General features: G+C 65.2%; 12 protein-coding genes and 1 other RNA gene. 6 read left to right on the top strand and 7 right to left on the bottom strand.

Features of this window, described 5'->3' with window-relative positions:
- Positions 1-14 precede the first annotated feature (14 nt).
- The 3 genes from ssrS to ACEN9H_RS03460 all read right to left on the bottom strand — a co-directional run bounded on the left by ssrS (position 15) and on the right by ACEN9H_RS03460 (position 778).
- Positions 15-195: non-coding RNA, 6S RNA (gene ssrS, locus ACEN9H_RS03470), on the bottom strand.
- A gap of 44 nt (positions 196-239) precedes the next feature.
- Complete coding sequence (locus ACEN9H_RS03465; RefSeq protein ID WP_056130616.1) at positions 240-551, bottom strand: cell division protein ZapA; 312 nt, start codon at positions 549-551, stop codon at positions 240-242.
- Positions 548-778, bottom strand: coding sequence for a hypothetical protein (locus ACEN9H_RS03460; RefSeq protein WP_056130612.1), 231 nt, complete (start codon positions 776-778; stop codon positions 548-550). Before ACEN9H_RS03460 ends, ACEN9H_RS03465 begins: the two co-directional genes overlap by 4 nt.
- A 364-nt stretch (positions 779-1,142) precedes the next feature.
- Here ACEN9H_RS03460 and groES point away from each other — a divergent pair, with 364 nt between their 5' ends.
- The 3 genes from groES to ACEN9H_RS03445 all read left to right on the top strand — a co-directional run bounded on the left by groES (position 1,143) and on the right by ACEN9H_RS03445 (position 3,674).
- Positions 1,143-1,433: a co-chaperone GroES gene (groES, locus tag ACEN9H_RS03455; protein WP_056130611.1), complete on the top strand. Its 291-nt coding sequence runs from the start codon at positions 1,143-1,145 to the stop codon at positions 1,431-1,433.
- Positions 1,434-1,470: 37 nt separating this feature from the next.
- Entirely contained in the window at positions 1,471-3,117 is a 1,647-nt protein-coding gene (groL, locus tag ACEN9H_RS03450) for a chaperonin GroEL (protein ID WP_056130608.1), read from the top strand.
- Positions 3,118-3,251: 134 nt separating this feature from the next.
- Positions 3,252-3,674 (top strand): hypothetical protein, encoded by a 423-nt coding sequence (locus ACEN9H_RS03445; protein ID WP_413673800.1) that lies wholly within the window; start codon positions 3,252-3,254, stop codon positions 3,672-3,674.
- Between the two features lie 517 nt (positions 3,675-4,191).
- Here ACEN9H_RS03445 and ACEN9H_RS03440 read toward each other — a convergent pair.
- Entirely contained in the window at positions 4,192-4,401 is a 210-nt protein-coding gene (locus tag ACEN9H_RS03440) for a hypothetical protein (protein WP_413673799.1), read from the bottom strand.
- Between the two features lie 347 nt (positions 4,402-4,748).
- On the opposite strand from ACEN9H_RS03440, the gene ACEN9H_RS03435 reads away from it, so the two are divergent.
- Positions 4,749-6,431 carry a serine hydrolase domain-containing protein gene (locus ACEN9H_RS03435; protein ID WP_413673798.1) on the top strand — a complete coding sequence of 561 codons (1,683 nt, stop codon included), beginning with the start codon at positions 4,749-4,751 and terminating at the stop codon, positions 6,429-6,431.
- 56 nt (positions 6,432-6,487) lie between these two features.
- Positions 6,488-6,937 (top strand): hypothetical protein, encoded by a 450-nt coding sequence (locus ACEN9H_RS03430; RefSeq protein ID WP_413673797.1) that lies wholly within the window; start codon positions 6,488-6,490, stop codon positions 6,935-6,937.
- 131 nt (positions 6,938-7,068) lie between these two features.
- On the opposite strand, the gene ACEN9H_RS03425 is transcribed toward ACEN9H_RS03430, so the two are convergent.
- Positions 7,069-7,863 (bottom strand): AraC family transcriptional regulator, encoded by a 795-nt coding sequence (locus ACEN9H_RS03425; protein WP_413673796.1) that lies wholly within the window; start codon positions 7,861-7,863, stop codon positions 7,069-7,071.
- Positions 7,864-7,951: 88 nt separating this feature from the next.
- Here ACEN9H_RS03425 and ACEN9H_RS03420 point away from each other — a divergent pair, with 88 nt between their 5' ends.
- On the top strand, positions 7,952-9,163 hold the full coding sequence (locus ACEN9H_RS03420; protein WP_413675548.1) for an MFS transporter: 1,212 nt from the start codon (positions 7,952-7,954) through the stop codon (positions 9,161-9,163).
- A 105-nt stretch (positions 9,164-9,268) separates the two neighbouring features.
- Here ACEN9H_RS03420 and glk read toward each other — a convergent pair whose 3' ends face one another.
- Together glk and ACEN9H_RS03410 are read right to left on the bottom strand one after the other, a co-directional pair.
- Positions 9,269-11,131 (bottom strand): glucokinase, encoded by a 1,863-nt coding sequence (gene glk / locus ACEN9H_RS03415; RefSeq protein ID WP_413673795.1) that lies wholly within the window; start codon positions 11,129-11,131, stop codon positions 9,269-9,271.
- Positions 11,131-12,759 (bottom strand): alpha-amylase family glycosyl hydrolase, encoded by a 1,629-nt coding sequence (locus ACEN9H_RS03410; protein ID WP_413673794.1) that lies wholly within the window; start codon positions 12,757-12,759, stop codon positions 11,131-11,133. The genes glk and ACEN9H_RS03410 overlap by 1 nt, the downstream gene beginning before the upstream one ends.
- Between the last annotated feature and the right edge of the window lie 133 nt (positions 12,760-12,892).

The following is a 12,892-nucleotide window of genomic DNA, read 5'->3' as shown; positions in this document are numbered from 1 at the left end:
CAACCGCTTCGGAATATATCCCCGCCTGTGCCGTTTTTGCCGGCATCCCGAACCTGATGGCTCAAGGTGGTCGTAGTCAGTTCAATTTCGGGTTCGTCGAACTAGCGACGATCGCGCCCACCAAACATGTTCCACAACCTATGCGAAAGAATGGTTCAAGGAATATATGGCAAATCTCGAACACCGCAGGGTAGACGGCAGTTTACTACGATGGCCGGGCATGTCAAACGTTTTTAGGCTCAGGCCAGGTTTTGGTCGGCCGAGAGTGCGGCATCCAACACCGTGTGCATCGCCTCGAGTTTCTGCTTGACTTCCAGGATCGTCAGGTCCGCCAAGGGTCCCTGCGGCGCTTTCACGGACAGGAATTCGGCGGCCACCGACAGCGCCGCCATCACGGCGATGCGGTCCGTGCCCTTGACCTTGCCCGAGTCGCGCAATGCGCACATTTTGCCGTCGAGATAGGCCACGGCTTCGCGCAGCGTCTTCTCTTCGCCGTCGCGGCACGCCAGGCGATACGGCAAGCCCATGATGGTCACGTCCAGTTGGATCATTGCGGGGCCTCGGCGTCGTCGGTCGTCGTTTCGGGAGCGGGTTCGAGGTGCGCCAGCAGCGCTTCGACGCGCTGCTGGGCCGCGATCAGCCGGTTCTTGAAGTCGACGTTTTCTGCGCTGAGCAAGGCGTTCGCCTGGCGCAGCAGGTAGTTCTCGCTGCGCAGCGCCTGGGTCAACTGGGCGAGCCGGTCGATCTTATCGGAGAGGTCTTGGAATTCGGAAATCATCCGTAACTATAGGATCGTCTTGAATTTTTCGTCAACAGGCGCGCGCTCCCGTGCGATCGTGCGCCCTGTCGCGGGCGTTCGATGTTACCCTCATATGCTTATGCGTTCATCAACCGCCGCCAGGTCGCGTATCCGGCGGCGCGCCTCCCGCATTGTCCCAATGCGTCCGAATCGGTTGCGAAACCGCAAAAAAGTCGATTAAAACTCGAACACAGTGGCTTGAAATGCCAAATTATCGTCCCTATAATTAGCACTCGTTAGTAGAGAGTGCTAACAAACCTTTCTACGCCGCAGTGAGTCGATCCCGAGGATGGCTGGCTGCGGTCCCTGGATAGCTCGTCAAACCAACTAAAAGGAGTTTTGCATGAACCTTCGCCCATTGCACGATCGCGTGATCGTGAAGCGTCTCGACCAGGAAACCAAGACTGCATCCGGCCTGATCATCCCCGATGCGGCGGCCGAGAAGCCGGACCAAGGTGAAGTGCTGGCCGTCGGTAACGGCAAAGTGCAGGAGAACGGCAACGTCCGTCCGCTGGAAGTGAAAGTCGGCGACCGCGTCCTGTTCGGCAAGTACTCGGGCCAGGCCGTCAAGGTCAACGGCGAAGAGCTGCTGGTCATGCGCGAAGAAGACATCATGGCCGTCGTGGCCCAGTAATTCGTCCAATAACTTCCTGAATCTGGAGAAATAAAACATGGCAGCTAAAGATGTAGTGTTCGGCGACGTAGCACGCGCCAAGATGGTCGAGGGTGTCAACATCCTGGCCAACGCAGTCAAAGTCACCCTGGGCCCGAAAGGCCGCAACGTCGTGCTGGAACGTTCGTTCGGCGCCCCGACCGTCACCAAGGACGGTGTCTCGGTCGCCAAAGAGATCGAACTGAAAGACAAGCTCATGAACATGGGCGCGCAGATGGTCAAGGAAGTCGCTTCGAAGACCAGCGACAACGCCGGTGACGGCACCACCACCGCGACCGTGCTGGCACAAGCCATCGTCCGCGAAGGCATGAAGTTCGTTGCCGCCGGCATGAACCCGATGGACCTGAAGCGCGGCATCGACAAGGCCGTCACCGCTACCGTCGAAGAACTGAAGAAGATCGCCAAGCCGACCACGACCTCGAAAGAGATCGCACAAGTCGGTACCATCTCGGCCAACTCGGATTCGTCCGTCGGCGAGCGCATCGCCGAGGCGATGGAAAAAGTCGGCAAGGAAGGCGTCATCACCGTCGAAGACGGCAAGTCGCTGAACGACGAGCTGGACATCGTGGAAGGCATGCAGTTCGACCGCGGCTACCTGTCGCCGTACTTCATCAACAACCCGGACAAGCAGGTTGCCGTTCACGAGAACCCGTTCGTCCTGCTGTGCGACAAGAAGATCTCGAACATCCGTGACCTGCTGCCGGTGCTGGAGCAAGTCGCCAAGGCTGGCCGTCCGCTGGTCATCGTCGCTGAAGACATCGAAGGCGAAGCGCTGGCGACCCTGGTCGTCAACAACATCCGCGGCATCCTGAAGACCGTTGCAGTGAAAGCCCCGGGCTTCGGCGACCGTCGCAAGGCCATGCTGGAAGACATCGCCATCCTGACCGGTGGCCAGGTGATCGCCGAAGAAGTCGGCCTGACCCTGGAAAAGGTCTCGCTGAACGAACTGGGCCAGGCCAAGCGTATCGAAGTCGGCAAGGAAAACACCATCATCATCGATGGCGCCGGTGCCGCCGAAGCGATCGAAGCGCGCGTCAAGCAGATCCGCATCCAGATCGAAGAAGCGACCTCGGACTACGACCGTGAGAAGCTGCAGGAGCGCGTGGCCAAGCTGGCCGGCGGTGTTGCCGTGATCCGCGTCGGTGCCGCGACCGAAGTCGAAATGAAAGAGAAGAAAGCACGCGTGGAAGACGCGCTGCACGCTACCCGCGCTGCCGTCGAAGAAGGCATCGTCCCGGGCGGCGGCGTGGCCCTGCTGCGTGCCCGTGCCGCGCTGAACGTCAAGGGTGACAACCCGGACCAGGAAGCCGGCATCAAGATCGTCCTGCGCGCGATGGAAGAGCCGCTGCGCATGATCGTCCAGAACGCCGGTGAAGAGCCGTCGGTCGTCGTCGCCGCCGTCATCAACGGCCAGGGCAACTACGGCTACAACGCGTCGAACGGCACCTATGGCGACATGGTCGAAATGGGCGTGCTGGACCCGGCCAAGGTCACCCGCTCGGCCCTGCAGAACGCAGCGTCGATCGCCGGCCTGATGCTGACCACCGACTGCATGGTCTCGGAAGTCGCCGAAGACAAGCCGGCCGCCGGCGGTATGGGTGGCATGGGCGGCATGGGCGGCATGGGCATGGACGGCATGATGTAATTCGCCGTATCCTGTCGCACCGAAAGCCCGCAGGGTTCACGCCCTGCGGGCTTTTTCTTTTGTCCGGACTAACCGTGCGAGCCTTGAACCGCAGCCGCTGCATACTGGCGGCATCGACTTCAAGCGGAGGCACCATGGCGGCAGTCAACCTGGACGAACTCGAACACGCGGCCCTCGTCGTCGACGATGGCGAAGGCCGCGCCACGGCCCTCGTCGCGCGCGCCACGGGCATGATCCATTTGCTCAACGACGACTACATGGACGAGGAAGCGCCGCTGCCGGCCGACCCGGACGCAGGCGACGGCGACTACGTGGCCGTGCCGCCTGCGAGCACGCTCGGCATCGGCGACCAGCTCGTGTTCCGCTTCGCCGCCACGCACCTCGCGGGCGACCAGGCAACGATCCGCGACCTCGTCCGCGCCGAGGACACCGACGGCTTCGAGCGCCTGCTCGACGAGCGCGGCGCCACCGAGTCGTGGCAGCGCTTCCGCACCGAGGAAACGCAGACCGCGCTGCGCGGCTGGTGCGACGAACACGGGCTGCGGGTCGGCGGCTGACGGCTCGGAACGGGGTCTCGAACGTCGCCCGTACACTCGGGCGGCGTACGTTGACGATACGGTTGCGCAGCACGCCGGCTATGGTCGCGTAGCTGCTGTCGTTGGCGAAGTCCGAACCCGGCACGTTCACGGCCGGCACGCGCGGTGCCGATCCCGCGCGCGGCTTCCAGGCCGCATCGACGTCGAGGTCGCGCCGCGCATGCAGATAGACCGTCTGGTTCGTCGACACGCGGACAAGGCCGCCCTGGCGGAGCCCGAAGTTGGCGCCGAGGTTGGCGGACCGCGGCACCTGCTGGTCGAGCCGGTTGTCCGGGCCCGGCACCGCATCCGCGTGCGACCAGTTGCGCGCGACGTCGCCGCGCAGTTCCAGCGTCCGCACCGGGACATGCGTTTCGAGCTGCAGCGTGCGCGTCGTCGCGCCGCCGACGTTTTCCGGCTGCGGCACCCCAACGGCCTGCGGCCGCATCGAAGCGGGCCAGGTTGCGCGTGGTGTCGTCGAAGCGGCGCTGCGATGCGCTCACCGAGAACCGCGCGCCCGCCGCCCATTCGCGTTCATACGCCGCATCGATGACCGCGCGCTGCCGAAGCCGGCGCCGTCGGCGCGGTGCGCGCGGCCGGCGTCCCGGCCGACGGCCAGCGCGTGGCCTTGCCACAGCGGCAAGGTCGCCTTGCCGGTCGTGCCCACGTCGCGGTCGTGGCCCGTCGACGCGCTGTCGCGGCGGAGCAAACCGGCGGCCGGATTGCCGCCCCATCGCGGTCGCTGCCGTTGTCCGTGTAGCCGCCGGAGGCATTGAACTTCGTCTCCAGTTTTCCGCCTCCCTCGAACGCACCCACTTGAGCGCCGCGCGCATCGAGCAGGTTGGTGCCGCCATATTTCACGAGGTCGTCGTGGCGGATGACGATGCGAGCCGCGGTGTCGTCGCCCCGCGAACCAATTCCAATGATACGCAATGTTTACTTCCAAATAGTAGCAATTATAAATTCCAACAATAGGAAAAAATAATTGCCATTCTCGTCTATTTTTGTTCAGCATCTGCCATACTTCCTCACCACATTGGCAAGGAGGAACGACACGTGAAACGATTTGCACTGCTTGCGGCCTTCCTGGCCGCCCTGCCGCTGGCCGGCATCGCCGGCCCCGCACCGTCGCCGGAACGTCAGATCGACGCGCTGTTCGCCCCGTGGAACCGGCCGGGCATGCCGGGCGCCCTCGTCGGGGTGATCCGCGACGGCAAGGTGGTGCTGACGAAGCGCTACGGCATGGCCGACATCGAGCGCGGCGTGCCGATGTCGCCGTCCGCCGAGTTCTTCATCGGGTCGATGTCCAAGCAGTTCACCGCGTTCGCCATCCACCTGCTGGCAAGCGACGGCAAGCTGTCGCTCGACGACGACGTCCATCTGTACCTGTCCGACGTGCCGGACTTCGGCAGGAAGATCACGATCCGCCACCTGCTGCACCACACCAGTGGATTGCGCGACTACTTCGACCTGATGGCCATGGCGGGCCTGCGCCCGGGCGACGTCATCGACGAGGACAAGGCCCTGGCAATGATCAAGCGCCAGCGCACCCTCAACTTCGAACCCGGCCAGGAATGGGATTACTCGAACACCGGCTACGTGCTGCTCGCGCGGATCGTGGAGCACGTGGCCGGCAAACCGTTTCCCGAATTTGCACGCGAACGCATCTTCGTCCCGCTCGGCATGACGCACACGCTCTTCCAGCACGACTACCGCACCCTCGTGCCCGGCCGTGTCCTGTCGTACGTGCCCGCCGACACCGGCGGCTACCAGTTCGCGCCGGTCAACATCTCGATGGCCGGCGACGGCGGCGTGTTGACGACGCTGGGCGACCTGGCCCTGTGGGATCGCAATTTCTACGACGGCCGCGTCGGCGGGATGGACGTGATCAGGCAGATGCAGGCAACCGGCGTGCTCAATGACGGCAAGCCGATCGAGTACGCATCGGGTCTGGTTGTCCATACCTACCGTGGCCTGAGGATGGTCGAGCATGGCGGCACTATCGGCGGCTACAGCACCCAGCTGTGGCGTTTTCCCGATCAGCGTGTGTCGGTGATGGTGCTCGCCAACACGGCCGACATCGATACGTACCAGACCGTGCGCAGGATCGCCGACATGGCCCTGGACCGTATCCCTGGCGTGGAGCCGGCCGCTCCTGTTGCACCCGCGAAGACGTTCAAGGAAATCCGGCTCGACCCTGCCCGATTAGATGCGCTGGTCGGCTTTTACGCGACGTCGCCGCAATCGGGGATCACCTTCACCAAGGAGAACGGCCGGCTGATGGCGCTCGGCATGGGATTCCCGAAAATGCCCGCGTTTCCCTATGGCGAGCGCGATTTCTTCGCCAGGGTGACGGCCTCCCGCTTCAGCTTCGATCCACCCGGCCCGGACGGCATCGTCGCGGGCGGCATCCTGCACTGGGGCGAGCAGGATATTCCCGCCACCCGCACCACACGTCCGATGCCTTCCGCAGCCGAATTGAAGCGAGTCGAAGGCGATTTCTACAGCGACGAGCTGCACGTCCTGTATTCGATCGCCGGCAAGGACGGCGACCTCGTGCTGACCTTTCCGGGCGGCACGGTCACGCTCGGTTTCAACGGCGAACGCGACTATGAAACCGGCTTCGGCACGCTCAAATACCAGTGCGGCACCGATGGCTGCACCGGGTTCACGATCGGTACGGAGCGAGCGCGCAACGTCCGCTTCACGCGGGTCGCACTGGCGCCCTCCAGCCGTTAAGTTGCTGGGCAACACCAGTTGGTTTAGACTGGTTCTTTCCCTTCCAACTTGCCAACATGTCCGCACGCCCCGTCCGCCTGCTGAGCGCCACCCTCTTCGCCCTGGCCGCGCTGGCCGCCTGCAAGGGCGAAAAACCGGCGCCGCCGCCGAAGCCGGCCGCCGTCCAGGCGCCGGCCGCGCCCACGCGCACGCGCGACCAGGCGATCGCCGCGCTGATGGCGCTGCCGGAACTCAAGACGTGGTCGGAGCAGATCGAACAGCGTTCGCACGGCGCGGCGCACGGTGCCGTCATCGAGGACGATCCGAACCCGCGCGTCATCGAAGGCAACAAGTATTACCAGCTGAGCTTCGTGGAAGACCGCAAGCAGAACGTGCACCGCCGCGCCAGCTTCCTCGTGTCGTACGAGGGCGACGACATCCTCGTCGAAGACCTGGACAATGATTCCGTGCAATCGCTGGCCGAATGGCGGCGCAATATCCTCAACGTCGAACTGAAGTCGCGTTGATCGGCCACAAACCAGCCCCCATTCGACGCGTCTATCGTGGACGCTGCCGCTGACCGTGCAGCGTCACCGCCCGTTCGCGCGGACGGTGGCGCCACTCCTCCCCCGGTCGGCGGCGCCTCCCCTTCATCGCTTCACACCCGCGCCCGCCACTCCGCCAGGTAATGCTGCGGCGTCTTGCCGAGCAGCTTGCGGAACATGCTCGTGAACGCGCTCGGGCTCGCATAGCCGAGTGCCTCCGCGATCCGGCCCACGCTTTCGCCGCGCGCCAGCATCTCGAATGCGTGCGCCAGGTGCACCTGCTGCACCCACTGGCGGTAGTGCAGACCCGTCTCGCGGGGAAACAGCCGGATCAGCGTGCGCGCGCTGGCACCCGCGTCGAGCGCGTAATCGTCGAGCCGGCGCTGGCTGGCGGGATGCGCCATGATGTCGGTGCACAGGGCCTGCAACCGGCGGTCGCGCGGCCACGGGACGGCGATCGGCACCGTCTCCATGGCCTCCAGTTCCGACAGGATCAGCCGCGCCAGCGCCTCGCCGCGCCCGCCGGGCGGATAGTCGACGGGCTCCGCCGACAGCGCCAGGATCAGCTCGCGCAGCAGCGGACTCACTTCCAGCACCTTGCACCCGTCGACGAGACGGCCCGCCGCCTCCTGCTCGATGTACAGCGTCCGCATATTGACGCGGCTGAGCATCGTCAGCTCGTGCACGATGCCGGGCGCGATGAGGAGTGCGCGGCGCGGCGGGATGATCCACACGCCCAGCGCCGTGCGCACCCGCATCACGCCTTCGCTGGCGTACAGGAGCTGCACCCACGGGTGGCTGTGGGCTTCGACCAGTTCGCCGTGCTGCACTTCGGACGGCACGGCCGTCACGCTGCGCGGCAGCTTGCGGAATTTCTGGCGGTAGCGGGGAGACGGGGCGATCGTCATATGTCACTTACGCGACGAAAAATGGAATATGCGCTTGAATTACCGATATTACACTGGACCGCCATTCATCGGAAAAACCACCATGACCATGCCCACTTCGCCTTCCGTCACGGCGACCGGGCCGGCCAGCGCCGCGCCCGGGACCGTGCTCCAGATCCTGTTTTCCGTCGCCTTCGTGCACCTGCTGAACGATTGCGTGCAGGCCGTGCTGCCGTCGATCTACCCGCTATTGAAAGAACAGTTCGCGCTCAGCTTCACGCAGGTCGGCCTGATCACGCTGACGTTCCAGTGCACCGCGTCGCTGCTGCAGCCGTGGATCGGCCTGTACACCGACAAGCGCCCGATCCCGTTCCTGCTGCCGGCCGGGATGTGCGTGACGCTGGCCGGCGTCGCGCTGCTGGCCGTCGCCGGCACGTTTCCGATGTTGCTGCTGGCCGCGGGCATGATCGGCATCGGCTCGTCGACCTTCCACCCGGAAGCGTCGCGCGTGGCGCGGCTCGCGTCCGGCGGACGCTTCGGCTTCGCGCAGTCGCTGTTCCAGGTCGGCGGCAACCTCGGCTCCGCATTCGGCCCGCTGCTGGCGGCCGCCATCATCGTGGGCCGCGGCCAGGGCCGCATCGCGTGGTTCATGCTGTTCATCCTCGTCGCGGTGATCGTTCTCGTGGGCGTCTCGCGCTGGTATGGCAGCCACCTGAAGACGATCACGCGCAAGGCCGCCGCGCACGCAGGGCCGGCGCTGCCGCGTGCGACCGTCATCCGCGCGCTGGCCGTGCTGGCCATGCTCGTGTTCTCGAAATACGTCTACATGGCCAGCCTGTCGAGCTATTACACGTTCTACCTGATCGAGAAATTCCACGTCCCCGTCGGCACCGCGCAGCTGTACCTGTTCGTGTTCCTCGCGGCCGTGGCGGCCGGCACGTTCGCGGGCGGCCCGATCGGCGACCGCATCGGCCGCAAGCGCGTGATCTGGGTGTCGATCCTCGGCGCCGCGCCGTTCACGCTGGCGCTGCCGTATGCGGACCTGTTCTGGACCGGCGTGCTGTCCGTGGTGATCGGGCTGGTGATGTCGTCCGCGTTCTCCGCGATCGTCGTGTTCGCGCAGGAGCTCGTGCCGGGCAAGGTCGGCATGATCGCGGGGATCTTCTTCGGATTGATGTTCGGCGTCAGCGGCATCGGTGCCGCGGCCATGGGGCATCTCGCCGACGTGTCCGGGATCGAGACGGTGTATCGGCTGGCGTCGTTCCTGCCGTTGCTGGGGATTCTGGCGGCGTTGCTGCCGAAGATCGAAGCGCGCAGATAGCCTTAAGACCGTCGCCCCCGCGCAGGCGGGGGCCCAAGTTCTGCATGCGTTATCGCGATGCGTGCAAATTGGGTTCCCGCCTGCGCGGGAACGACGGTTTCACAGCTAGCTGTCGAGGTGCGAGATGAGCGCCCTGCGCCCTTCTCCCTCGCCTTCCGTCGCCGCCGGCGGCAGCGCCCGCGCATGATGCACGTCGACGGAGATGCCGACCGCCATGATGTCGATGAGGAGCAACTGCAGGATCCGCGAAATCATCGCGAGGAAGTGCGTGCTGTCCTCCGCGTGATCCACGGCCAGCAGCACGTCCGCGCGGCGCGCGAGCGGCGACTGGCTGTTGCAGATCGCGATGACGTCGGCACCGGCCGCGCGCGCCGCATCCACGGCCGACAGCAGGTCCGGCAGGCGGCCCGAGTTCGAGATCGCGACGACGACGTCGCCCGGTCCCAGCAGCTCGGCCGCCAGCTTGAACAAATGCGAGTCGCCGTACAGCGCCGTCGGGATGCGGAAGCGGAAGAACTTGTGCTGGCCGTCCAGCGCCACCACGCGCGAATTCCCCATCGCGTAGAACTCCACCCGTTTCGCGCGACTCACCAGTTCGATCGCGCGGTCGATGGCGCGCACGTCCAGCTGGTCGCGGAACTGCAGGATCGCCGAGATCGTGTTGTCGATGACCTTCGCCGACAGGTCGTGCGTGCTGTCGCTGCCGCGCACCTGGCTGTGGCGCACGGGGATCGATCCCGTCAGGCTGCTCGCGAACTTCAGCTTGAAATCGGCGAGGCCGAGGAAGCCGAGCGAGCGGCAGAAGCGGATCACCGTCGGCTGGCTCACGTCCGCCAGCTTCGCGATGCCGGCGATCGGTTCGTTCAGCACGAGGCGCGGCTGCTCCAGCACGAGGGCCGCCACGCGCTGCTCGGCCGGCGTCAGTTCCGGGCGCAGCTTGTGGATGCGGTCCATCAGCGTGTTGCCGCCGCTGCGGCCGCGCAGGTGTTCCGACAGGATGTTCGCGACACCGTCGAACGCCACGTGCGGCGTCGAGATCACGTACGTCGGGATGTCGGACAGGTAGCTGGAAAAACGGCCCTTCGCTTCGAAGCGCGTGCGGAACGGCGACGTCCTGAACCACTCGCCCAGGCGCGGCACGATGCCGCCGCCGATGAAGATGCCGCCGAACGCACCCAGCGTCACCGCCAGGTTCGCCGCCGCGCCGCCCAGCATGCCGCAGAAGCATTCGAGCACTTCCAGGCACAACGCATCGTGGTCGTCGAGCGCACCGGTGATGATCTCGGCGGACGTGCGCGCGGGCGCATCCACCTTGTTACGCTCGGCAAGCGCGCGATGGATGATCTCCATGCCGGGGCCGGAGATCAGGCGCTCGTTCGACACGTGGCTCCATTCGCGCCACGCGGTCTGCAGGATCGCGAACTCGCGCTCGTCGCTCGGTGCGAAGTTGACGTGGCCGCCTTCGCTGCCGAGCGTGACGAAGCCGTCGACGGTCGGGATGCCGCCGGAGACGCCCAGGCCCGTGCCCGGTCCGAGCACGCCCAGCACGGCGCCCGGCACGGGTTTGCCGGGACCGACCTGCATCAGGTCCGATTCCTTCAGGCCCGGGATCGCCATCGCCAGCGCCGTGAAGTCGTTCACGATCAATAAGGTGTCCAGCCCAAGCTCGCGCCGCACGGCGTCCGTGGAGAATTCCCACGGCCGGTTCGTCATGCGCACATAGTCGCCGTCGACAGGGTTCGCGAGCGCGAGCGCGCCGTGGTGCAGGCGCGTGTCCGCGTGTTCGGCGAGGTAGAAACGCAGCATCGGGACGATGCCCGAGTAATCGTCGCACTTCAGCACGCGCACCGAGCGATAGGTGCCGGGTGCGGTCTGCAGCGCGAAGCGCGCGTGCGTCGCGCCGATGTCGGCCAACAGCCGGGGGCCGTCGGCGAACGCTGTACGCGTATTGTCTGGTTGCTCTTCCATTATGCGATTGTACCGAACCAACCGCCGTACGGGGGCAGCGTGACGGTCGTGCCGTTCACGTCGCCGGACAGGCCGTGGCCTTCGAGCTTCTTCGCGCCGGCCGCGTCAGGCCAGTCGAACGTCAGCGGCGCATTGGTCACGTTGAACACGGCCAGTACCGACGGGAGGCCTGCCTCGTCGCGGCGCAGCGCCAGCGCCTGTTCCGGCACGTCGAAGAACGCGATGTCGCCGCGCGTCAGCTGCGGCAGGCCGCGGCGCCATTTGATGATGTTGCGCGCGAAGTTCAGCGTCGATTGCGGGTCCTTGTCCTGGCCTTCCTCGGCCAGGCACACGTGCTCCGGCGGCACCGGCAGCCACGGTTTGCCGGTGGTGAAGCCGGCGTTCGGCGTTGCGCGCGTCCAGGGCATCGGCGTGCGGCAGCCGTCGCGGCCCTTGAACTCGGGCCAGAACGTGATGCCGTACGGGTCCTGCAGCAGCTCATAGGGAACGTCCGCTTCCGGCAGCGCCAGCTCGTCGCCCTGGTACAGGCACGGCGTGCCTTTCAGCGACAGCTGCAATGCCAGCACGAGCTTGGACAAGGCCGGCGTCCATTCGCCGGCGGACCAGCGCGTGGCGACGCGAATGCTGTCGTGGTTACCGACCGACCACGAGGCCCAGCCGTCCTTCACGCGCGCATTGAATTCCTCGACCTGGCGGCGGATGTGGCGGCTGGAGAACTGGGGCGTGAGCAGGTTGAAGCTGTAGGCCATGTGCAGCTTGTCGCCGCCCGACGTGTAGTCGGCCATGACGGCCAGCGAATCGTCCGCGCCCACTTCGCCGATCGCGACGGCGCCGTATTCGTCCAGCAGCTTGCGCAGCCTTTGCAGGAACGCGATGTTCTCGGGCTGGGTCTTGTCGTGGATGTGGGCCTGCATGCCGTACGGGTTCACGTCCGTGACGGTCGACGTGTCGCGCACGAGGGCCGGCGGATTGCTCTGCAGCGAGCGGTCGTGGAAGTGGAAGTTGCAGGCGTCCATGCGCACGCCGTCGACGCCGCGTTCGAGCCAGAAGCGCAGCGAATCCAGGTGCGCCTGCTGCACGGCCGGGTTATGGAAGTTCACCTGCGGCTGGTTCACGAGGAAGTTGTGCATGTAGTACTGCTTGCGGCGGCTGTCCCACTGCCACGCCGAGCCGCCGAACACGGACAGCCAGTTGTTGGGCGGGTTGCCGTCCGGGAGAGGATCGGACCACACGTACCAGTCGGCCTTCGGATTGTCGCGGCTCGAGCGGCTCTCCACGAACCACGGATGGTTCTCGGCCGTGTGCGCCATCACCTGGTCGATCATGATCTTCAGGCCCAGGCTGTGCGCCTTCGCGACGAGCGCGTCGAAATCGGCCAGGGTGCCGAACAGCGGGTCGACGTCGCAGTAGTCCGCGATGTCGTAGCCGAAATCCTTCATCGGCGACTTGAAGAACGGCGACAGCCAGACGATGTCCACGCCCAGGCTGGCGATGTAATCCAGCTTGGCGGTAATGCCCGGCAGGTCGCCCACCCCGTCGCCATTCGTGTCGAGATAGCTGCGCGGGTAGACCTGGTAGATGATGGCTTCGCGCCACCACGGATTCTTGTCGTGCGAGGAAGTGGTCATGCGGTGTCTCTCCAGTGATTTTTACGCAATATACAGGATGAAATCCGCAATGACAATCGGCGCTAAAATCGCATAAAACCGTAAATATCCATTTAAATCATTGACTTACGATTTTTCATACAAAACAGAACCG

It is taken from the genome of Massilia cellulosiltytica (assembly GCF_047325105.1).
GTDB classification, from domain to species: domain Bacteria; phylum Pseudomonadota; class Gammaproteobacteria; order Burkholderiales; family Burkholderiaceae_D; genus Telluria; species Telluria orientalis.
This window is presented reverse-complemented; position numbering and strand designations above follow the sequence as displayed.